A 22,822-nucleotide genomic window follows, 5' to 3' on the forward strand; every position below is an offset into this window, starting at 1 on the left:
TGAATAAAAAACGACCATGGTTAAGACCATGGTCGCCAAATAGCGTCAGTTTACCACCGAAGCGCGCGAAGCGTCACCACTCCTCGTTGGTCGAGCGCAGGGCGCCAGCCAGCGCCTTTAGTGCGCCCGCAGCGTCATCCACCGTATCGCGCTGAGTACGTCGCGATGTCGCGATCATCGATGCGCTCGAGGTCACCGCGACGGGCCCGCTCGGGCGACCATCGATCGCATCGAGGCAACTCATGAACCGTGAGAGCCAGCTGTCACCGTCAGTGAGCAGCGACTTGATCTGTGAGAGCTCAGCCTGGGCGATGTCTTCGCCGGCAAGCTGTTCACGCCAGTGAGCGACGCCCCAGGCGCGCATATCGTCGAGTTCTCTCAAGAGCGAGACAAGCCCGCGCTCGAGCATCAACGCGGCCGCCCGTTCGAATGCAGCCTGCTGCGCGCGGTGTTCGATGTCATCCTGGCCTTGAGGCGTCTGTGCCAGAAGCAGCCCGGCGTGATAAAGCCATTGATTGGTTTCGCCGCGCTGACTCATTCACCCTCTCCCTTGGCCGGCTTCTTGCGCTTGTCCTCCACCTGCCAGCGGCCATCATCATAGGTGGCCTTCCAGCCGGACGCCTTGCCGCTTTCATTATCGGTCATGACGTACTGCGACTTGGTCTTGCGCGAGAATCGGATCTGCGCGTCGCGACCGTCCGGGTCCTGACTCGGTGCCCCCAAAAGGAAATGGTACTTTTCCGGCAGCTCGTCCTTGTGCGCCTTCAGCTCACTGACCAAAGGCGGACGCGTTTCGCGATTTTTCGGAAATTGACTGGCGGCCAGGAACAGGCCACTGGCGCCGTCACGAAGCACATAGTGGTCATCGACCTTTTGACAGGCAAGCTCCGGCATGTCGATGGGGTCCATCTTGGGCGGCGCCGGCTCGCCGCTTTTCAAAAGCTTGCGGGTGTTCTTGCACGCCTCGTTGGTGCAGCCGAAGTACTTGCCGAACCGGCCCGACTTCAACTGCATGTCAGCCCCGCACTTGTCGCACTCAATGGTCGGGCCTTCGTAGCCCTTGATGCGGAACTTTCCGTGTTCGATTTCATAGCCGCTGCAGTCCGGGCTGTTGCCACAGACGTGAAGCCTTCGATGCTCATCGATCAAGTAGCTGTCCATGGCGGTGCCACAGGTCGGGCAACGGCGCTTGGCGCGCAGCGCATCGGTTTCAGCGTCTTCATCGGCATCGGCCGCCACCGCCTCTTCGCCCGGCAGCAGGTCGATGGTCTGCTTGCAGCGCTCCTTGGGCGGCAGACTGTAGCCTGAACAGCCCAGAAACACGCCGGTCGAGGCCGTGCGAATCTGCATGTGACGGCCGCAGTTGGGACAGTCGATGTCGGTCTCCACCGGCGTATTGGGCCGCATGCCCTCTTCGCTTTCGGCATGCGCAAGCTTTTGGCTGAAATCACCGTAGAATGCGTCCAACAGCGCCTTCCAGTCACGCTTGCCATCGGCGACATCGTCAAGCTCGCCTTCCATTTCGGCGGTAAACCCGTAGTCGAGCAAGTTCTTGAACGACTCGGTCAGCCGGTCGGTCACGATCTCGCCGAGCTTTTCGGCGTAGAACCGACGGTTTTCAAGGCGGACGTAGCCACGCTCCTGAATGGTCGAGATGATGGCCGCATAGGTGGACGGGCGACCGATGCCGCGCTTTTCAAGCTCCTTGACCAGGCTTGCCTCGGTATAGCGCGCTACCGGCTTGGTGAAGTGCTGCTGGGGGTCGAGCTTTTTGAGCGTGAGGGGTTCGCCCTCCTTGAGATCCGGCAGTTCCTGGTCGTCCTGTTTGCCGCCGGGGCGCTGAACACGGGTATAACCATCGAACACCAGAACCCGGCCTTTCGCCCGCAGCTCATAGCCGTCGGTCTCGATCGTGAGCGTGGTGGACTTGTAGCTGGCCGGCACCATCTGACATGCAACGAACTGGCGCCAGATCAGCTCGTAAAGCCGCTCCGCGTCACGCTCCATTCCTGCCAAATCGCTTGCGGTACGGCTCACATCACTCGGTCGAATCGCCTCGTGCGCTTCCTGAGCCCCTTCCTTGCTGGAATAGAGAATCGGTGACTCGGGCAGGTATGCCTCACCGTACTGCTCGGTGATGTGCGCTCTCGCCATCTCGACGGCGTCTTTCGACAAATTGGTCGAGTCGGTACGCATATAGGTGATGTAGCCGGCCTCATACAAGCGCTGCGCGAGCGTCATGGTTTTCTTGACCGAAAACCCGAGCCGGCCACTGGCCGCCTGCTGAAGCGTCGACGTAATGTAGGGCGCACCCGGCTTGCTGCTGGTCGGCTTGTCCTCGCGGGCACGAATCACGTAGCTTGCGCCGCGCAACGCCTTCAAGTGCGCGTCGGTTTCTGCCTCAGAAGTGGGCCGGAACGCCTTGCCCTGATGCCGAGCGACCTCGAAACGAAGCTGATGGTTGCCGCTGCTTTCAAGATCCGCGTGCAGGTCCCAGAACTCTTCCGGCACGAACGCACGAATTTCTCGCTCACGATCAACGATCAGACGTACCGCGACCGACTGCACTCGCCCTGCCGACAGCCCTCGGGCCACCTTGCCCCACAAAAGCGGCGACACCATGAAGCCGACCACGCGATCCAGAAAACGTCGCGCCTGCTGGGCACTGACGCGGTCCGTATTGAGCTCGCTCGGGGTCTTGAACGCGTTTTGAATCGCGTTTTTGGTGATCTCGTTGAACACCACCCGGCGATAGCGGGATTCATCGCCACCGATCACCTCTTTAAGATGCCAGGCAATCGCTTCCCCTTCGCGGTCAAGGTCGGTCGCGAGATAGACAGCATCAGCGGTTTCGGCCAGGCGCTTCAGCTCATCGACCACCTTTTCCTTGCCGGGCAGCACCTCATAGCGTGCATCCCAGTTGTTGTAGGGATCGATGCCCATGCGACGAATCAGCTGCTGACGCGCTTTCTGCTGTTTGTAGACGGCCTTTTCCTCCGGCGACATCTTGCGTGTCGCTGCCGCCTGTTTGGCGCGGTCGCTCGGGTCGGTCGCCGATTTGGCGGAGCCGCTGGTCGGCAGGTCACGAATATGACCGACGCTCGACTTCACCACATAGTCGTTGCCGAGGTATTTGTTGATTGTCTTGGCCTTTGCGGGCGACTCGACAATCACCAGTGACTTACCCATAGCTTTCCATCTCCCGCGTCAGCAGCTCAGGAGCAAGCAAGGCATGGCCTGCTGCTGCATGTTCAAAAATGCGCCTACACTACCTGAGCGCCATGGCAAGCGCCAGTCGAAGCAAGGCGGGTCTATATAAGGACAGTCTTTGACAGAGGCGTCGCTGCATTGGAATATTCAGCGGCGAGTTTGATGCATCTAGTGTTAAAGTAATAACGCAAAACCAATCGCCTTTGCCAATCCGCAGAGAATGCCAAAGGTGAAATGAACCGTGATATCGCGAAGCACTTGCTTTGCGCGTGGCCAAATGCAGTTTTTTCTGCATGCATTTACCGCCCAAGGAGACAAACCTCATGCCGTATGCGTTGCACGACCCTATTCGTCGTACCAAGATCGTGTCCACTCTAGGGCCTGCAAGTGACAAGCCCGGTGTGCTTGATGACATGGTCAAGGCCGGGGTCGACGTCGTTCGTCTCAACTTTTCCCATGGCAGCCCCGACGATCACCGCCGTCGCGTCGAAGCCGTTCGCGAGGCCGCCAGCCGTTTTCAGCGCAACGTTGCAATTCTGGGTGACCTTCAGGGGCCAAAAATCCGTATTGCCCGTTTCAAGGATGGCCCGATCACCCTCGAGGAAGATGCGCATTTCGTCATCGACGTCTCGCTCGAGCGCGACGCGGGCGACCAGAATGAAGTCGGTTGCGATTACAAGGAACTGGCCGACGACGTCCAGGCCGGCGACATCCTGATGCTCGACGATGGCCGGGTCGAACTCGAAGTCGTCTCGGTGAATGCACCGCGTATCGAATGCCGAGTAAAGGTCGGCGGCAAGCTGTCCAACAACAAGGGCATCAACAAGCAGGGTGGCGGCCTGTCCGCTGCGGCGTTGACCGATAAAGACAAGGCCGACATGAAAACGGCCATCGAACTTGAAGTCGATTATCTGGCCGTCTCTTTCCCCCGCTCGGGCGAAGACATGAAGCTTGCCCGCCAGCTTCTCGGTGAAGAAGGTCGGGATATCGCGCTGGTCGCCAAGGTCGAGCGCGCCGAAGCGGTCGAAGACGAAGCAACCCTTGATGGCATCATCCTGGCCTCCGACGCGGTCATGGTCGCGCGTGGTGATCTGGGCGTTGAAATCGGTGACGCACAGCTGATCGGCGTTCAAAAACGCATGATCGCCCGCGCCCGCCAACTTAATCGCGCCGTCATCACCGCCACTCAGATGATGGAATCGATGATCGAGTCGCCGTTGCCGACGCGTGCCGAAGTCTTCGACGTGGCTAACGCCGTCCTCGATGGCACCGACGCAGTCATGCTCTCGGCCGAAACCGCTGCCGGCAACTACCCGGTCGAAACGATCGAAGCCATGAACCGGCTGTGCCTGGGCGCCGAGCGCGAACGCGCCGCGCAGGAATCCAAACACCGCATGAATGAAGGGTTCACCCGTATCGATGAGACCGTGGCGCTGTCTGCAATGTACGCCGCCAACCATCTCAAGGGCGTGGCAGCCATCGCCTGCATGACCGAGACCGGCTACACCCCGCTGCTTGCCTCGCGTATTCGCTCGGGCCTGCCGATCGTGGCCCTCTCGGGACACCCACGCACCCTGCGTCGTATGGCGCTGTTCCGTGGCGTGACCTCCATTCTGTTCGACACCGACGACATGCCGAACGGCGAGGTCAACCAGCGCGCCGTTTCCGAACTCAAGCATCGCGGCATCGCCTCCGATGGCGATTACGTCATCCTGACGCGGGGCGACCACGTCAACGCGCAGGGCGGCACAAACTCGATGAAAATCGTACAGGTTGGAAGCCACATCGGCTGATGGTTCAGGCGCCTCAAGGGCGCCCATGTCTTTTGAACTAAACGCTCGAAATGAACGTTTAACCTGAACGAAAGCGGCGCCCCGAGGGCGCCGCTTTTATTTGCTGCTATCTTCTGCCGCTTGTGCATCGATGGGCCGGCCTTCAGGCCCATCATGTGCATCACCCAATGCAGCTCACTCGATTTCGATCAGAACCTCACCCGGTGTTACGCGATCGCCCTTCGCCACATGGATCGCCCGAACCGTACCGCTGACGCGGGCCTGGATTTCGGTTTCCATTTTCATCGCCTCGGTGATCAGAACCGCCTGGCCTTCCTTGACCTCATCGCCTTCACTGACCAGCACGTCAACAATATTGCCCGGCATGGACGTCGTCACATGCCCCGCCGCACTTGCCCTGGCACGGCCGGAATCCGTCGTGCCGCCGACAAACGTGTCCTTGGCATCGAATACTACTTCTTCAGGCATGCCATCAAGCGTCAGATATACGCGGCGCTTGCTGCCTTGTGCGCTGCCAACACCTGTAATCTGAACTTCGTAGGATTCGCCGTGCACGTCGATGACGAACTCGGTCGGCACCCCTTCGCTGACCGGGCGGTTACCGCTTTCGGCCTCTGGAATGGCTTCGGGCGTCAACGTACCGTCTTCGCGCTCACGCAGGAAGGTTTCGGCCATGTCGGGGAACATGGCATAGGTCAGCACGTCCTCTTCGCTTTTCGCAAGATCGCCGATGGTGGATTTCAGCCGCTCCATCTCCGGAGACAGTTGATCGGCCGGCCGGCCTTCTTCGACATCGGCATTGCCGATCGCCTGCTTCAAGAGCGCCTGATCGACGCCCGCCGGTGACTTGCCATAGCCGCCCTGCAGGTAGCGCTTCACTTCGTTGGTGATGGTCTTGTAGCGCTCACCGCTCAGCACGTTCATCACAGCCTGAGTGCCGACGATCTGAGAGGTCGGCGTGACCAGCGGCGGATACCCCAGATCCTGACGGACCTTGGGAATTTCATCGAACACCTCACGAATGCGCGACAGGGCATTCTGCTCTTTCATCTGGCTTGCCAGGTTCGACATCATGCCGCCGGGCACCTGATTGATCTGAACCGAGATGTCCTCGCGGGTGAATTCGCTTTCAAAGCCTGCGTATTTCTTGCGCACTTCACGGAAGTAATCGCCCACGTCCTTGAGCGCTTCAAGATCAAGGCCGGTATCGAATTCGGTTCCTTTAAGCGCGGCAACCAAAGACTCCGTTGCCGGGTGGCTGGTCCCTCCGGCAAAGGCCGAGATACAGGTATCGACGTGACGACAGCCTGCCTCGATGGCCTTGAGCTGACACTGGGCCGCAAGCCCGGCGGTCGCGTGGGAGTGCAAATGAATGGGCACGTCGACAGCATTGACCAGCGCCTCGACCAGATCCTTGGTGGCGTAGGGCGTCAAAAGCCCGGCCATGTCCTTGATCGCGATGGAATCGGCGCCCATATCGACCAGCCGATGCGCCTGCTCGACATAGAGGTCGAGCGTATGCACCGGGCTAACCGTATAGCAGATCGTCCCTTGCGCGTGCTTGCCGGCCGACTTGACCGCCTTCATGGCCGTTTCAAGGTTACGCAAGTCATTCAAGGCATCGAACACGCGGAAGATGTCGATGCCATTTTCCGCCGCCCGGTGGACGAACGCCGTAACGACATCGTCGGCGTAATGGCGGTAGCCCAGCAGGTTCTGGCCACGCAGCAGCATCTGAAGCGGCGTGTTCGGCAGCGCTTCCTTAAGGCTCTTGAGCCGCACCCAGGGGTCTTCTTTCAGGAAGCGAACACACGCGTCAAAGGTCGCGCCTCCCCAGACTTCGAGGGCGTGGTAACCGATCTTGTCGAGGCTTTCGCAGATCGGCAGCATATCGTCGGTGCGCATGCGGGTGGCAATCAGGGACTGGTGGCCATCACGTAACACGACGTCGGTCAGATGAACTGAACTCATGGGTGCTCCTAACTCATTGTTTCTTTTATCGGGTCACAGGTACGGTTCAAAGCCCGGCATGGGCTGTAATGGCCGCAGCGATTGCAAGTGCCACGCCTTCAGGGTGGCGCTTGACGGAATAGTTCAAAAGCTCGGCGTGATTCGGCACAAAGCTGGTATTGAAATGGCAGCCTCTGAACTGAGGGTGCTTTAGGATTTCCTGATAATACGGTGCCGTGGTCTTGACGCCCTGAACGCGCATGTCATTGAGCGCCCGAATGCCGCGATTGCACACCTCATCCCAGGTCATCGCCCACACCACCAGCTTGAGGCACATCGAGTCGAAGTAAGGCGGGATTTCGTAGCCGGTATAAATCGCGGTGTCGGTCCGTACGCCGGGCCCGCCCGGTGCGTAATAGCGCGTGATGCGACCAAAGGACGGCAGGAAGTCGTTCTTGGGGTCTTCTGCGTTGATGCGAAACTGCATCGCGAAGCCGTGATACTGGATGTCTTCCTGGCGATAGGCCAGCGTCTCGCCGGCAGCAATACGGATCTGCTCGCGGACGATGTCGACCCCGGTAATTTCTTCGGTGATCGTGTGTTCAACCTGAACGCGTGTATTCATCTCCATGAAATACACTTCGTTGTCGCGCACCAGAAACTCAACCGTCCCTGCGTTTTCATAGCCTACCGCATGCGCGGCCTTGATCGCCTGCTCACCGACGTAGGTGCGCTGCTCGGGCGTTAACTGGGGGCTTGGCGCAATTTCGATGAGTTTTTGATTACGGCGCTGAATCGAGCAATCGCGCTCGTAGAGATGAATCACGTTGCCGTGGCTGTCGGCGAGAATCTGAACCTCGATGTGCAGCGGGTCGACCACACACTTTTCCATGAACACGTCGGCACTGCCGAAGGCCTTGGTCGCCTCGGAAATAACGCGCTCCCAGGCGTAGTGGAGATCCTCGGCGCTGTCACAGCGGCGAATACCTCGACCGCCGCCGCCAGAGGTCGCCTTAAGCATTACCGGGTAGCCGATTTTTTCGGCCAGTTCCAGCGCCTCGTCACGGCTTGCAAGGTTACCCTCGGAGCCTGGCGTTACCGGCACGCCGGCCTTGACCATCGAGGCGCGCGCGGCGGTCTTGTCGCCCATTTTTGAGATGACATCGCCGCTTGGGCCGATGAATCGAATGCCGGCCTGTTCACAGATGTGGGCGAACTCAGCGTTTTCCGACAGGAAACCGTAGCCCGGGTGGATCGCATCACACCCTGTTTCGCGCGCCATATCGACGATGCGCCTCGGATCCAGATAGCCCGCCAGCGGGTCTTCGCCCATGAAGTGCGCTTCGTCGGCGCTTTTTACATGCAGGGAAAAACGATCTGGCTCGGTATAGATGGCCACACTACGGATGCCGATTTCCGCACAGGCGCGTACAATACGGACTGCGATTTCACCGCGGTTGGCGATGAGAATCTTATTGAACATGCGGGCTCTCCCAAATGTTGTTTTTGGCCTTCAGGGCGCTGCGTGTTGTGCCGGTTTTGGTGGTGTTTGTACCGCTTTTTGAAACTTGAGAAAGCAGGCAGCACAGTGGGCTCACCCTAACGAGCCATCATGCCAAAGAAAAGTTGATATTTTTTTGCCAACCTATAATGTATTCCTTATAACCAAGTAGGCGGGTAAGCGTCATGTCGCGTGTCAACTTATTGAATAGACTGACCTTCAGGCAGCTTCAGGTCTTCCAGGCCGTTTATCGCCAGCAGTCCTATTCCCGCGCGGCCGAGCAACTTGGCCTGACTCAGCCGGCCGTAAGCGCCCAGATTCGCCAGCTCGAGCAGGCACTCGAGCAGTCTTTGTTCAAATACGCGGGCAAGACACTCCATGTACTCCCCCCCGCCGATGCCCTTGCCAACTCCGTCAGCGCCATCTTCGGCGAAGTGTCCAATCTTCAGATGGAGCTTTCCGAGCTGGTCGGAAAGATTCGAGGCGAGCTCAATATCGCGGCCGTCAGTACCGCGCAGTACGTCGTTCCCCACCTCTTGGCCCGCTTTCGTGCACGCTATCCGGAAGTTCAGGTGCGCCTGCGCGTCGTCAATCGCGGCCAGGCGCTTGAACGCCTGGCGGAGCGGCGAGACGACCTGGTCATCATGGGCATGGTGCCGGACGACCGAAACCTGACCTTCATGCCGATTCTCGATAACGAATTGATTCCGGTGGTCTGGCCCGGTCATCCCCTGATGACCAGCGCCAGACCCACACTTGAGGACTTCGCACGCTACTTCATTCTGATGCGTGAGCCCGGCTCCGGCACACGCATCGCGTTCGAGGAGTTTGCAACGCGTGAACGGGTGTCGCTGTCGCATACGCTTGAACTCGGTGCCAACGAGGCCATCAAACAAGGCGTCATGGCGCACCTGGGGGTTGCTGTACTGCCGCGCCTTGCGGTCGCGCTTGAACTGAGCTCGGGCCTTCTGGCCTCGCCAGAGCTTCCGGGGTTTCCGCTCAGACGCTCCTGGTGCACGGTCTATCCCAAGGACCGTTACCCCACGCCTGTGACCGAACTGTTTTTGCGCTTTCTGCATGAGATCCTACCAGAGCTCAACGCGCACTTTCGCTCACCGCAGGTGGCCAAGCTCGGGCCAAGCTTTTTGTGCACCCCCTGATTGCAGGGGCTCCGTGCGCTCTCTAGGCTAGACCCACCCTAACAACAACTCGAGGAATGCCCATGAAAGCGCTTACGACTTCTGGTGCCGAACACGTCGACGCTGGCGCCTTCACGCGATCAACGCTCGATACGCCATCGTGTGCACACGGCGAAGTATTGGTGCGTATCGAGGCGGTCTCGGTCAACCCGGTCGACACCAAGGTGCGGGCCGGCCATCTCATGCCCATCGATTCACCGATCGTGCTCGGCTGGGACGCTTGCGGTGTGATTGAAGCCGTGGGTGATGGCATTGACCACTTTTCTGTCGGCGAGCGCGTCTATTACGCAGGCGATGTTACCAAGCCAGGCTGTAACAGCGAGCTTCAATGCGTCGATGCACGCCTTGTGGCCAAGGCCCCAACCCGACTCGACCCGGTCGAAATCGCGGCACTGCCGCTGACCTCGCTGACCGCCTGGGAAGGCCTGTTCGATAAGCTCGCCCTCGAGGAAGGCGCCAACACTCACGCTGGAAAGCGGATCTTGGTGATCAATGGGGCAGGCGGCGTCGGCTCCATGGTGATCCAGCTTGCCAAGGCGCTGACCGGTCTCGAGGTGATAGCCACCGCCTCGCGCACCATGTCTCGACAGTGGTGTGAAAGCCTCGGCGCCGACCGCGTGCTCGATCATCACATGCTTGATTCAGAGCTCGACCGCGCAGGTATCGAGACGGTCGATTATGTGTTCTGTTGCCACGATTTGAACGTCCACTGGGACACCATCGTCGAGCGCATTGCCCCCTTCGGCCAGGTCCTTGCCATTGTCGAGGCCCATGACCCGCCCAACATCACCGCGCTTCAGACCAAATCGGCCACGCTTCACTGGGAGTTCATGTTCACGCGCAGCATGTACAACGCCAAGCCCGAGCGTCAGGGCCAGCTTCTGACGCGCCTGGCTGCCCTTTTGGATGCGGGCACGGTACGGACCACCCTGGGTGAAATCATGGGCCCGCTCACCCCGGAAAATCTGGCCCGAACGCACAAGCGCCTGGAGGAAGGGCACACGATCGGCAAGCTGGTGCTGACCAAGCTCCCTTGAGGCCCGTCAAGCGCCGTGCATACATGAAAACGCCCCGCAATTTTGCGGGGCGTTTTCATGCAAGCCTAGGCAGCCGATTGGCCAAGCCTCAAATACAAAACGCTCAGGTTCGCGGAAGAGTCACCCCACGCTGCCCCTGGTACTTGCCGCCGCGGTCCTTGTAGGACACCGCGCACACCTCATCGGACTCGAGAAACAGCATCTGCGCCACGCCTTCATTGGCGTGAATTTTGGCCGGCAGATTGGTGGTGTTGGAAAACTCGAGCGTCACATGGCCTTCCCACTCGGGCTCGAGCGGCGTGACGTTGACGATAATGCCACAGCGCGCATAGGTCGATTTTCCCAGACAGATCGTCAGCACATTGCGCGGAATACGAAAATACTCGACCGTGCGCGCCAGCGCGAACGAATTGGGCGGGATGACGCACGCATCGCCCTTGACGTCGACGAAGCTTTTGTCGTCAAAGTTCTTGGGGTCGACGGTTGCCGAGTGAATGTTGGTAAAGACCTTGAACTCGTCGGAGCAGCGAACATCATAGCCGTAGCTCGAGGTGCCATAGGAGATGACACGCTGACCGTTGACCTGGCGCACCTGATCGTATTCAAACGGCTCGATCATCTGCTCCTGGGCCGCCATGCGACGAATCCAGTTGTCCGATTTAATGCTCATTGCGTTCCTTAACCTCTGGGCGCGCGCACCGTGCAGCGCGCCTGTACTTATTCAAAACCGCTTGTTCAAAACCGCTCATTCAAAACCGCGTGTTCAAAGCCACTTATTCAAAGCTGATCGACGGACCGGAGGTCTGATCCCCTGCCGCATTCAGACTGTCATCGATCTGATCGACGATGGATGAGAACGTCTCGAACGTGGTGCCTTCGGGGTCGGCGATGACGGTCGGCCGCCCACCGTCGGACTGTTCACGAATGGCAAGCGACAGCGGCAGTTGCCCAAGAAGCGGCGTCTGATACCGCTCGGCAATCCGCTGGCCGCCACCATCACCAAAGATCGGCTCGCTGTGACCGCACTGAGAGCACACATGCGTGCTCATGTTCTCGACCACCCCAAGGACCGGCACCTTGACCTTTCTGAACATCTCGATGCCTCGGCGAGCGTCCAGAAGCGCGATATCCTGAGGCGTGGTCACGATGACCGCTCCGGATACAGAGACCTTTTGTGCAAGCGTCAGCTGAATGTCGCCCGTGCCTGGCGGCATGTCGATGAACAGATAATCGAGCTCGCCCCACTGGGTCTGGTTCAGAAGCTGCTGAAAGGCACCGGAGACCATCGGCCCACGCCACACCATCGCGGTTTCGATGTCGGTCAGAAACGCCATCGACATCAATTTGATGCCGTGCGCCTCGATCGGCAACATGGTTTTCTCATCGATGATCTTGGGGCGCGTATTGGCATCAACACCCATCATCTGCGCCTGGCTCGGCCCGTAGATATCAGCGTCCAGTACGCCGACCCGCTTGCCCTTGGCTGCCATGGCCAGTGCCAGATTGGCCGTGACCGTGGATTTCCCGACGCCGCCCTTGCCCGAGGCGACGGCCACGATGCGCTTGATCGATTCCGTCATGGCTTTCTCCTGGCCAATAGTGTTTATCGGCCGGGAGTATAACGCGCCCGCCCCACCAACGCCCATACGTGAGCGACGCCGTCATGTTACTCAGGCTTGGCGGCAAACTTGGCGCGAATGAAATCACTGTGACTCAGAAAAAGCAGCGTACTCAGCGTTCGAATACGCGCCTCCTCGAGCGGGTCGATCTCGCCATCGGCGTAGGCAAGTGTCCACATGGCGCGAACAAGCTCAAATTTCTGCTCAAACGAGCAGTGTTCGTTGATCAGGCGCACGAACTGATAATGATCGACCGCCGCCTCGGACTCCTCACGCGCAAGCGCCATCAGCTCATCAAGCGCCTGTTCGTCAAGCGAGAAGCGCCGTTTCAACATCGCCTCCATGGCAACGATTTCGCTTTCTTCGATGGCGTGATCGGCGCGCACCACTTCGCAAAGAAGTGCCGCCGTCGCAAGCTCGAGCGAAATCTCAGTGCCACCGTGTGCGTCGCGCATGACGATCATCTGGTCGAAAAACCGCTGAATCTTTTGAAACATACCCCTACCTTGCGTTTGTTTTCGTTTGGCGTCGTTTTCCCGGCGCGGACCAACCTTACGCTTGCGGCCTCAACACGCTAGAATCACCGCTATTCCATATGGGGGTCATGCCCCTGTCTTCCTATCTTTGTTGTCCCCTGAGGCCCCATGACTGCGCGAAAGATTCTGGTAACCAGCGCCCTACCCTATGCCAATGGCTCGATTCACCTGGGCCACCTGCTCGAATACATCCAGACCGACATCTGGGTTCGCTTTCAAAAAAGCCGCGGCCATGAGTGTCACTATGTCTGCGCCGACGACGCGCACGGCACTGCCATCATGTTGCGCGCCGAGCAGGAAGGCATTACGCCCCAGGCGCTGATCGACCGTGTCAATCAGGAACATCAGGCCGACTTTGCCCGCTTTCACGTCAACTTCGACAACTACTACTCGACCCATTGTGAAGAGAACCGCCTTCACAGCGAGCGCATCTTCAACGCCCTAGACGCCGCCGGCCACATCAAGACCCGCGACATCGAACAGATGTTTGACCCCGAGCGCGAGATGTTTCTGGCCGACCGTTTCATCAAGGGCACCTGCCCGAAGTGCAAGGCCGACGACCAATACGGCGACAACTGCGAGGCCTGCGGTGCAGCCTACACGCCAGCCGAGTTGATCGACCCGGTCTCAGCCATTTCCGGTGCCACGCCAGTCGTCAAAAGCTCGACTCACTACTTTTTCGACCTGCCGGCCTTCGGTAAGTTTCTGGAGCAATGGACTCGAAGCGATGGCCGACTCCAGCCTCAGATCGCCAACAAGCTTCAAGAGTGGTTCGACGCCGGGCTCAATCAGTGGGACATCTCCCGTGACGCGCCCTACTTCGGCTTCGAAATTCCAGGCGCGCCGGGCAAGTACTTCTACGTTTGGGTCGATGCACCGATCGGTTATCTGGCCAGCTTCCAGAATCTGTGTGAGCGCGAAGGTCTCGAGTTCGACCGCTACTGGAACAAGGATTCCGACGCCGAGGTCTATCACTTCATCGGCAAGGACATCGTCTACTTCCACGCCCTGTTCTGGCCGGCCATGCTCGAAGGCGCCGGGCTCAGAACGCCCACGGCGGTCAACTGCCACGGCTTCGTGACCGTCAACGGCGCCAAGATGTCGAAATCCCGCGGCACCTTCATCAAGGCCGAAACCTACGCCGAGCACTTGAACCCGGAATACCTGCGCTACTATTTCGCGGCCAAGCTGACCTCAGGCGTTGACGACCTGGACCTCAACCTCGAGGATTTCGCCGCCCGGGTAAATTCGGATCTGGTCGGCAAGGTAGTCAATATCGCCAGCCGCTGCGCGGGCTTCATCAAAAAAGCCGGCGGAACCCTCTCTGAGACGGTATCGGAACCCGAGCTGCTTGAGCGCTTCATCAAAGAAGGCGACGTCATCGCAGACGATTTCGAAGCGCGCGAGTTCGCCCGCGCCGTTCGCCGAATCATGGCTCTGGCCGATGACGCCAACACCTACATCGCCGAAAAAGCACCGTGGGCTCTAGCCAAGGAAGACGGCCGCGAACAGGACGTCCTTGATGTTTGCTCCATGGGCATTCACCTCTTCCGCCAGCTGATCGTCTACCTGGCACCGATCGTTCCGACGCTTACCGACGACGCCCGTGCGTTTCTCAACCTGGAAAGCATCGACTGGGCAAGCCGCCAGCACTCGCTTGTCGGTCACACGATCAACAAGTTCAAGCCGTTGATGACCCGCGTCGAGCGTGAGCGTATCGACGCCATGATCGAGGCGTCCAAGGACGTGCTGGTCGAGGAGCAGAAGATCAAGGACGGTGCGAACAAGGCGCCGACGCCGCTCGATGACGACCCCATCAGCGAGGCGATCGACTTCGACACGTTTTCCGCCGTCGACCTACGCATTGCCTTGATCAAGCGCGCCGAAAGCGTTGACGGCGCCAAGAAGCTTTTGAAGCTCACGCTCGATCTCGGTGGCACCGAAAAGACCGTGTTCTCGGGCATTAAGGCGCATTACAGCCCGGAAGCATTGGAAGGCCGCTTGACCGTCATGGTTGCTAACCTTGCCCCGCGCAAGATGCGCTTCGGGGTATCCGAAGGCATGGTGCTGGCCTCCGGCGACGAGGGCGGCATCTACCTATTGTCCCCGGATAACGGTGCCAAGCCCGGTCAGCGCGTCAGTTAACCACCGGCACCGCTACACTTAATGCCCCACCTGCCGATAACTTCAACCGGTGAATCATGGAGTTATCGGCAAAATGACCCTTTCTCTGCGTAAACGGTTTCTGCTGCGTTTAAGCCTTGTGGGTGTGACGTCCATCGTCCTGATCTACGTGGCGTCCTTTGCCCTGATTCAGCCACGAATGCTCGCGGGCGAGACGCGTTATGCACACGCTAACCTCGATCGCATCACCCATCTGCTCGACTCCCGTATGACGAATTTGAACGGTACCACACGCGATTGGGCGCACTGGGACATGTCGATCGAGTTTGTTGAAGGGCGCATGCCGACCTATCCCACTGTCAACTTCAGCGAGGCCATGCTTAGGGACACCCAGCAGACGCTGATGATTTTTTTCGACAAGCGCCAACAGGTTCGCTGGGTCGTGGGCATTGACCCGAGTACCGGCCAATACACCTCCTGTGAAGGAGGAAAAGGCGCATGCGCCTGGAGTCTTGAGCTGGTCAGGCTGATCGATGATCACATTTCAAGCCAGCCGCCGCGCGCCGAAAGCTGGCTGCTCAGTAGCCCCATGCCGGCCATGGTCGCCACCAGCCCGATTCTGACCACCGACGCCCGCGGGCCAACCCGAGGCTGGCTCGCCATCGTTCAATTACTCGATGAAAACTGGCAGGAACAGGCGAGAACACAGACCGGTCTCCAGCTATCGATCAAGGCCGTGCCTAAAGCCTATCCGGGTCGAATGGCCGTGACCGCCCACTCGACCACCATCAACCGCAACGCAAGCGACAAAATAACCGTGACACGGCTGATCAAGGCCTCGCCCGAAAACGCCTACCTCGCCATCACGGCTATACTGCCACGCACCGACTATCAAGGCAGCATCCGCGCCCTGTTTGGCGTCACGGCAACGCTTGCCCTCATTTTTACCCTGACGCTCATATCGGTCGCAGTGCTGCTTGAGCGGCTGATCATCAAGCCGATGCACACGCTCGGCACCTACACTCAGACCCTTCGCCACCAGGAAGACCGTTTTAACCCGCTGCCAGAGTCTCTTTTGAGCCGAGACGACGAAATAGGGCTTCTCGCCCGAGATGTACAGCGCCTGATCAACGAAGAGCGCACCCGCAACGTCACGCTTTTGCATCAGACCCGCACCGATGAGCTCACGGGTCTTGCCAATCGCCGTCAGTTCGAGGAATGCCTTCAGCACGCACTTGAACAGGCGCGCACGGAAGAGACGCCGCTGTGTGTTTTGATGATCGATATCGATTTTTTCAAAGGCTACAACGATCATTTCGGCCACCCCGAAGGCGACCAATGCCTGCGCATGGTGGGCGATCTGATGCAATCCTGTTTCGCCGATGGCGATGAGCTGGCTGCGCGCACCGGCGGCGAAGAGTTCATGGTGCTCCTGCCAAATACCGCCCTCGAATCCGCACGACAACGCGCCGAAGGGCTCATGCGCGAGCTCAGTGAGCGGCGCATTCCCCACCCCGGGTCGCAGGTCAGCACGTACCTGACCCTGAGTATCGGATTAAGCATCCTGAAACCCGGCGCCGAGCGCAGCCCGAAAGACCTGATTAAGGCAGCCGACATCGCGCTCTACGCCGCCAAGACCAACGGCCGCAATCGTGTGGTGACTGAGCACGGATTCAGGCCAAGCCTGAATGATCAATGACGGGTAAACGCGTATACTGGCCGCCTTTGAAACACAGACAGATTACCCCGCGCCATGAACGCAGCTATTGTTTTGCTTGATGACATCGATGCGGCCCTGCCGCAAACCCAATGCGGCAAGTGCGGCCACCCGGGCTGTCGCCCTTACGCACGCGCCATTGCCGAAGGCGAGGCCATCAACAAGTGCCCGCCGGGCGGGCAGGCAACCGTCGCTCGTCTGGCAGATTTACTCGAGCTTGAAGAGCCGCCGCTGGCAGTCGACGCCGAAACACCACAGGTCGCGGTCATTCGCGAGGATGAGTGCATCGGGTGCACCAAGTGCATCAAGGCCTGTCCGGTCGATGCCATCGTCGGCGCCTCGAAGCAGATGCATACCGTCATCGAGTCTGAATGCACCGGCTGCGAGCTGTGCATCGCGCCCTGCCCGGTCGACTGCATCGACCTTATCATCGACCCGGCGTGGCAAGCCTGCGATACCGAACACGAACAGCGCACCTTCCTCGACAACCGCGCCGAGCTGGCGCGTCGACGCTTTGAAGCCCACACCGCCCGAGAAGACACTCGACGCACTCAAAGAAAGCGCAGCCAAAACGCACGACAAGGTGACTCGGCGGTAGCGACCGAGGCGGCAACACCTGCACTTGACCATTTGGACATGACCGATCTGAAAGCGGCCAAGGCGGCAACCCAGGCCCGGCTACGACGGTTTGAGCGTCAGTTCAAACACGTCAACGAGCCAGAGCGTCAAGAGCTTGAACACCGGCACCGCGCAGCCAAGGCGTATCTGGGCGCCATCGAGCAACGTCTCGACGCTCTGCAGGCGCCGACACAGATGGCATCGACCGAGCAGCAAGGTCCAAATCTCAAGCAGCTTCGCATCGCGCTCAAGGCCGCCGAAACCACCGAGAAACAGGCTCAGAAACAATTGAAACGGCTCGAGATAAAGGGCACGGCCGAGCAGGCCGAAGCCGCGCGCGCTCAGCTTGAACGCGCACACGCCAACAAGGCGGCCGCTCAAAAAGCACTTGAGCAGGCGGAGGCCCTGACATGAATGCGGAAAAACGCCGCTTGATCTTCGAGCGCCTTCACGCCGAAAACCCACACCCAACGACCGAGCTCATGTGGTCGACGCCGTTCGAGCTTCTGGTCGCCGTGGCGCTGTCGGCGCAGTCAACCGACGTCGGCGTCAACAAGGCCACCGCCCGACTTTTTCCGGTCGCCAATACACCAAACGCGATCCTTGAACTCGGGCTTGATGGCGTCAAGGCCCACATCAAGACTCTTGGGCTCTACAACAACAAGGCCAAGAACCTGATCGCGATGAGCGAGCAGCTTTTAAGCAAGCATAACGGGAACGTGCCCGGCGAGCGCGCCGCGCTCGAAGCGCTCCCGGGTGTCGGGCGCAAGACCGCCAACGTGATCCTGAACACCGCGTTCGGCGAACCCACCATCGCGGTCGACACCCACATTTTTCGGGTCTCGAATCGCACCAAGCTTGCCCCGGGCAAGAACGTCAATGAGGTCGAGGCCAAGCTCAACAAGGTCGTTGCCAAGCCGTTTCGCCAGAACGCCCATCACTGGCTGATTCTGCACGGCCGTTACACCTGCCTTGCCCGAAAACCACGCTGTGGCAGCTGTGTGATCGAGGACCTGTGCGAGTACAAGGACAAGGTCGAGCTCGACTGACCGATGCTTACGACTCGAACAGGCGCGGCCCCTGCTCATCGATCAAGCGGTGCGCCTTCTGGCGGGTCAGTTCGATGCAGCCCTCACGGTCCGGCAGCATGTCGGAGCGCTCGAAGCGGTACGGCGCCTCGTCCGTTTCCGTTCGCTTGATCAACCCACTGACGCGAAACTGCCCTCCGACCGGCTGCGGCACCGGCACGACCCAGTAGCCGTTGTATTCCGTGGCCTCAGCCTCGGTCCCTGCAGGTGCCGCCTTTTCGCGGCCACCTGAAAGGGCGCTCAGAAGTCGTTTAAACATGAAAGGTACCTCACAAATAGTGCCTTGCTGTGATCGGAATCGAGAAAGCCTATCACGGATCATGCTGAGTCACGCGGGCATGATCGCTACACTGTAGGCCGCGTACAAGGAGACCCGCATGACCGAATTTTTCGTAGGCGCCCACGTCAGTGCCGCCGGTGGCGTCGAACACGCCGTCGAGCGTGCCCATGAGCTCAACGCCACGGCGTTTGCCCTGTTCACCAAGAACCAGCGCCAATGGGTCGGCAAACCATTGACCGACGACAACATCGAGCGCTTTAAGGCCAACTGCGCACGACTCGGCTACACCCCCGACCAGATCCTGCCCCACGACAGCTATCTGATCAATCTGGGCCATCCGGAGGCAGACAAGCTCGAGAAATCCCGCGCCGCCTTTCTCGATGAGTTACAGCGCTGCGAACAGCTCGGACTTACGCTTTTGAACTTTCATCCGGGCAGTCATCTGCGCCAGATCAGTGAGGATGACTGCTTGAAACGCATTGCCGAGTCGGTCAATGACGCGTTGTCGCGCACCCGAGGCGTTACCGCCGTGATTGAAAACACCGCCGGCCAGGGCAGTAATCTTGGGCACCGCTTCGAGCACCTGGCCCGAATCATCGAGCGGGTCGATGACAAGCGCCGGGTCGGGGTCTGCATCGACACCTGCCACGCCTTTGCCGCCGGCTACGATCTGCGAACGCCAGAGGCGTTCAAGGCGACCTTCGATGACTTCGAGGCGACCGTTGGCTTCAATTACCTTCGCGGCATGCATCTAAATGACGCCAAGGTCACGCTTGGCAGCCGCAAGGACCGCCACCACAGCCTGGGCCAGGGGGAAATCGGCGCCGATGCGTTTCGGATGATCATGCAGGATGCGCGGTTCAAGGGCGTACCCATGGTGCTCGAGACTGTCGATCCAAGCATCTGGCAGGATGAAATCGCCTGGCTCAAGGCCCAGCGTTACGGCGCACACTGAGCAGAGTCGCTCGTGCCTAGTCAGTGGCCGATACGCCCGGTATGCTGAGCGGCCCTCACCAGCAAGACTGAGCGTCTGCCATGCACGAAGATTCTTCGTTTTTCGGCGATGTGGGCGAAGCCATTGGCGCCGTCCTCAAGAGCCTGATCGACTTTCTGTCCAGTATCTGGCAGAACTTTTTCGGCGCCATCGACGATTTCATCGATGGCGTCACCCGCTCACTCGGCATCAGCCCGTCGGTGTTCAGCATCGCACTTCTGGTCATCGGGTTGATGTTTCTCTATGGCGCGGTGCGCGCCTTCATGCGCGGCAGCATCCTCGGCGGCGCGTTCAGGCTCGGCATCGGCGTGATTCTGCTGAGCTGGCTGACCCAGTAATACTTATCGAGTGACACTGATTCAGTACCCCTGACTCAGTAACCCAAACGACAGCGAGGCGGGCCATGGCCCGCCTCGCTCGTTTTACAGCATGACCTACCGGCCAAACATCATGCGCTGGTCAGCGCCTTGTCCACTACTTCATAGACGTTGCGCGACAGCGGCTCGGCCTTGATCCGCTCGAGCTGCTCGAGCATCAGGGCGCGCCGGGTTCCGTCCAGTCGCTTGAAGCGCGTCAGCGGCAGTACCATGCGTGCCGCAATTTCCGGGTTGAGCCGGTTAAGCTCGATGACGACATCGGCGAGCAGCCGATATCCCTGTCCGTCACGGCGATGGAAATTGACCCGGTTCTGATTGACGAACGTACCGATCAGGGCGCGAACGCGATTGGGGTTCTTGATCGAAAACGCCGGATGCGCCATCAGAAACCGCACCCGCTCCAGCGCGTCCTCATGCGGACGAGACACCTGGGTCGCGAACCACTGATCCATGACCAGCGGGTCGTGCGCCCAGCGCTCGCCGAAGGCGCGTATCGCCGGGTCGCCGATCGACGTATCGCCGGCGTGGGCGAGCTGGGTCAGCGCCGCACGTACATCGGTCATGTTGGCGTTGGCCTCAAACTGCTGGCGCGCGTACGCAAACGCGTCATCCCGGCCGGACGCACACAGGTAGGCAAGCGCCACATTCTTGAGGCTTCGTTGAGCGATCTGGTCAAAATCCGGCGCGTAGGCAGCGTCGCTTTGCTCCTGGGTATAGAGCGTCTCGAAGGCCTCGAACAGCGTGTCCCCAAGGCATGCGATGGCAAAACGGCGTGCCTGGTGGATGGCGTCGATATCGACCGTCGTTTGCTGTTCGGCGATGAATGCCTCGGTAGGCAATGTCAGCATCTCGGCAAGCACCGCCTTGTCACTGGCCGGCGTTTCAACAAGCGAGCGCACGGTCTCGACGAAGAACTCGTCGAGCACCATCTCGTCACCGCGGCGATAGGCCGCCATCAATGTTTCGAGCTCCTTGAGCGCAAGCTGCTGACCGGCGTCCCAGCGGTTGAAGCCGTCGCTGTCATGGCGCATCAGAAACGAAAGCTGTTCTCGCGAGAGCGTCTGCTTAAGCTTCACCGGCGCCGAGAAGCCGCGCAGAAGCGAGGGCACCGGCGCGTGGGGCACGTCCTCGAACACGAACTGCTTGGTCGATTCGTCCAGATTCAAGACCGTCGAGGAGCCAAGCGACTGCCCGTCGATCACCAGTGCCATATCGACGCCCTGCTCGTCCAGAAGCCCCATTTCGACCGGGATCTGAAGCGGCGCCTTTTCCTCCTGACCAGGCGTTGCCGGCGTGTGCTGACTGAGCGTCAGCATAAAGGTGCGCCGCTCGGCGTCATAGGCGCTGTCGACACTGATCTCGGGCGTGCCGGCCTGGGAATACCAGCGCATGAACTGGGTCAGATCAAGGTTTAACACCTCCGCCATACAGTCGACGAAGTCCTCGACCCGCACCGCCTGACCGTCAAACCGCTCGAAATAGAGATCGGAGCCCTGGCGGAAGGTCTCCCACCCGAGCAGATTGCACAGCATCCGCACCACTTCGGCGCCTTTTTCATACACCGTCAGGGTGTAGAAGTTGGAAATTTCGATGAAATGATCCGGGCGAACCGGGTGCGCGGTCGGGCCGCTGTCCTCGGCGAACTGAGCCGTTCGAAGCAGCGCCACATCCTCGATGCGCTTGACCGGCGCCGAATTCATGTCGGAGGAAAAAAGCTGGTCCCGGAAGACGGTAAAGCCTTCCTTGAGCGCCAGCTGGAACCAGTCGCGGCAGGTTACCCGGTTGCCTGACCAGTTATGAAAATACTCGTGGGCGACAATGCCCTCGATGCGCTGGAACATCGCATCGACGGTGGTGTCTGGGTTGGCAAGCACGGCGGAGCTATTGAAGATGTTGAGCCCCTTGTTCTCCATGGCGCCCATGTTGAAGTCATCTACCGCAACAATCATGAACAGATCAAGGTCGTATTCGCGGCCGAAACGCTCTTCGTCCCAGCGCATCGAGTGCTTGAGCGCGGTCATCGCGAACGCGGTCTTGTCGAGGTTCTGTTGCTCGACCCAGATCTGAAGCGTGACCTCGCGCCCGCCTTGCGTCGTGAACTGATCCTCGATCTTCTCGAGATTGCCGGCCACCAGCGCAAACAGATACGCAGGCTTAGGGTGCGGGTCGTTCCAGGTCACGAAATGGCGACCGTCCGGCAGCTCACCGCGCTCGACCGGGTTGCCGTTGGCCAGAAGAATCGGGGTCGCCGCCTGATCCCCGATGACGGTGGTCGTGAACGTGGCCATGACGTCGGGGCGATCCGGGTAGAAGGTGATGCGGCGAAAGCCTTCCGGCTCGCACTGAGTGCAGAACATGCCGTTGGACTGGTAAAGCCCTTCGAGGGCGGTGTTGCTGGCCGGCGCAAGCACTACCTCGGTGTCGAGCCGAAAGCGCTCGGGCACGGTGTGAATCGTGAGCGCGCGATCAGTCACCTCGAACTCACCGGGCTCAAGTGGCTGGCCGTCGATTGCCACGTGCTCAAGCGTCAAATGATCGCCAGCGAGCACCAGCGCCGCGTCAGACGCCGTGCCCGGGGCGCGCGTAATCTGAAGCGTTGCTTGAACGCGGGTCGCTTCAGGGGCGAGATCGAAGCGAAGCTCGGTGTGCTCGACCTGATAACGGGGCGGCTGATAATCCTTCAAATAAATCGCATGTGGCTCGGCCATGGGGCACTCCTTGATAAATCGTGCCCCAAGTGTACGACGCCACCTCAAACAAGGCCAAAGCGCGCCCGCGA

Annotated in this window: 18 protein-coding genes; 9 read left to right on the forward strand and 9 right to left on the reverse strand. The window is 59.7% G+C overall.

The window, feature by feature from the left end:
• Positions 1-73: 73 nt before the first annotated feature.
• On the reverse strand, positions 74-538 hold the full coding sequence (locus NAT23_RS03045) for a DUF6586 family protein (protein WP_251925389.1): 465 nt from the start codon (positions 536-538) through the stop codon (positions 74-76).
• Positions 535-3,189: a type I DNA topoisomerase gene (topA, locus tag NAT23_RS03050; protein WP_251925391.1), complete on the reverse strand. Its 2,655-nt coding sequence runs from the start codon at positions 3,187-3,189 to the stop codon at positions 535-537. The genes NAT23_RS03045 and topA overlap by 4 nt, the downstream gene beginning before the upstream one ends.
• Before the next feature lie 344 nt (positions 3,190-3,533).
• Between topA and pyk the strand changes: the two genes are divergently transcribed.
• A complete protein-coding gene (pyk, locus tag NAT23_RS03055; protein ID WP_251925393.1) occupies positions 3,534-5,003 on the forward strand; it encodes a pyruvate kinase in 1,470 nt (489 codons plus the stop codon).
• A gap of 174 nt (positions 5,004-5,177) precedes the next feature.
• Here the strand turns inward: pyk and oadA are convergent, their stop codons facing one another.
• Positions 5,178-6,974: a sodium-extruding oxaloacetate decarboxylase subunit alpha gene (gene oadA / locus NAT23_RS03060; protein ID WP_251925396.1), complete on the reverse strand. Its 1,797-nt coding sequence runs from the start codon at positions 6,972-6,974 to the stop codon at positions 5,178-5,180.
• A 46-nt stretch (positions 6,975-7,020) separates the two neighbouring features.
• The gene (locus NAT23_RS03065) at positions 7,021-8,436 is read right to left on the reverse strand and encodes an acetyl-CoA carboxylase biotin carboxylase subunit (protein WP_251925398.1); all 1,416 of its coding nucleotides are present in this window, start codon (positions 8,434-8,436) and stop codon (positions 7,021-7,023) included.
• A 203-nt stretch (positions 8,437-8,639) separates the two neighbouring features.
• Here NAT23_RS03065 and NAT23_RS03070 point away from each other — a divergent pair, with 203 nt between their 5' ends.
• Positions 8,640-9,614, forward strand: coding sequence for a LysR family transcriptional regulator (locus NAT23_RS03070; protein WP_251925400.1), 975 nt, complete (start codon positions 8,640-8,642; stop codon positions 9,612-9,614).
• A gap of 62 nt (positions 9,615-9,676) precedes the next feature.
• Positions 9,677-10,690 (forward strand): zinc-binding alcohol dehydrogenase family protein, encoded by a 1,014-nt coding sequence (locus NAT23_RS03075; RefSeq protein ID WP_251925402.1) that lies wholly within the window; start codon positions 9,677-9,679, stop codon positions 10,688-10,690.
• Positions 10,691-10,793: 103 nt separating this feature from the next.
• On the opposite strand, the gene dcd is transcribed toward NAT23_RS03075, so the two are convergent.
• The 3 genes from dcd to NAT23_RS03090 all read right to left on the reverse strand — a co-directional run bounded on the left by dcd (position 10,794) and on the right by NAT23_RS03090 (position 12,806).
• The gene (gene dcd, locus NAT23_RS03080) at positions 10,794-11,360 is read right to left on the reverse strand and encodes a dCTP deaminase (RefSeq protein WP_251590220.1); all 567 of its coding nucleotides are present in this window, start codon (positions 11,358-11,360) and stop codon (positions 10,794-10,796) included.
• Positions 11,361-11,463: 103 nt separating this feature from the next.
• Positions 11,464-12,270, reverse strand: coding sequence for an iron-sulfur cluster carrier protein ApbC (gene apbC / locus NAT23_RS03085; RefSeq protein ID WP_251925404.1), 807 nt, complete (start codon positions 12,268-12,270; stop codon positions 11,464-11,466).
• 86 nt (positions 12,271-12,356) lie between these two features.
• Entirely contained in the window at positions 12,357-12,806 is a 450-nt protein-coding gene (locus tag NAT23_RS03090) for a tellurite resistance TerB family protein (protein ID WP_251925406.1), read from the reverse strand.
• Positions 12,807-12,953: 147 nt separating this feature from the next.
• Here NAT23_RS03090 and metG point away from each other — a divergent pair, with 147 nt between their 5' ends.
• From metG to nth, 4 genes are all read left to right on the forward strand, one after another.
• Complete coding sequence (gene metG / locus NAT23_RS03095) at positions 12,954-14,990, forward strand: methionine--tRNA ligase (RefSeq protein ID WP_251925408.1); 2,037 nt, start codon at positions 12,954-12,956, stop codon at positions 14,988-14,990.
• Positions 14,991-15,063: 73 nt separating this feature from the next.
• Positions 15,064-16,668 (forward strand): sensor domain-containing diguanylate cyclase, encoded by a 1,605-nt coding sequence (locus NAT23_RS03100; protein ID WP_251925419.1) that lies wholly within the window; start codon positions 15,064-15,066, stop codon positions 16,666-16,668.
• A gap of 54 nt (positions 16,669-16,722) precedes the next feature.
• Positions 16,723-17,718: an electron transport complex subunit RsxB gene (gene rsxB, locus NAT23_RS03105; protein ID WP_251925421.1), complete on the forward strand. Its 996-nt coding sequence runs from the start codon at positions 16,723-16,725 to the stop codon at positions 17,716-17,718.
• Entirely contained in the window at positions 17,715-18,353 is a 639-nt protein-coding gene (nth, locus tag NAT23_RS03110; RefSeq protein WP_251925423.1) for an endonuclease III, read from the forward strand. Before rsxB ends, nth begins: the two co-directional genes overlap by 4 nt.
• A 7-nt stretch (positions 18,354-18,360) precedes the next feature.
• On the opposite strand, the gene NAT23_RS03115 is transcribed toward nth, so the two are convergent.
• Positions 18,361-18,651 carry an HlyU family transcriptional regulator gene (locus tag NAT23_RS03115; protein WP_251925425.1) on the reverse strand — a complete coding sequence of 97 codons (291 nt, stop codon included), beginning with the start codon at positions 18,649-18,651 and terminating at the stop codon, positions 18,361-18,363.
• A gap of 118 nt (positions 18,652-18,769) precedes the next feature.
• On the opposite strand from NAT23_RS03115, the gene nfo reads away from it, so the two are divergent.
• Together nfo and NAT23_RS03125 are read left to right on the forward strand one after the other, a co-directional pair.
• On the forward strand, positions 18,770-19,627 hold the full coding sequence (nfo, locus tag NAT23_RS03120) for a deoxyribonuclease IV (RefSeq protein WP_251925426.1): 858 nt from the start codon (positions 18,770-18,772) through the stop codon (positions 19,625-19,627).
• 80 nt (positions 19,628-19,707) lie between these two features.
• Positions 19,708-20,004: a hypothetical protein gene (locus NAT23_RS03125; protein WP_251925428.1), complete on the forward strand. Its 297-nt coding sequence runs from the start codon at positions 19,708-19,710 to the stop codon at positions 20,002-20,004.
• 110 nt (positions 20,005-20,114) lie between these two features.
• Here NAT23_RS03125 and pepN read toward each other — a convergent pair whose 3' ends face one another.
• Positions 20,115-22,751: an aminopeptidase N gene (pepN, locus tag NAT23_RS03130; protein WP_251925438.1), complete on the reverse strand. Its 2,637-nt coding sequence runs from the start codon at positions 22,749-22,751 to the stop codon at positions 20,115-20,117.
• Positions 22,752-22,822 lie beyond the last annotated feature (71 nt).

Source organism: Larsenimonas salina, from assembly GCF_023736155.1.
Classification (GTDB): Bacteria; Pseudomonadota; Gammaproteobacteria; order Pseudomonadales; family Halomonadaceae; genus Larsenimonas; species Larsenimonas salina.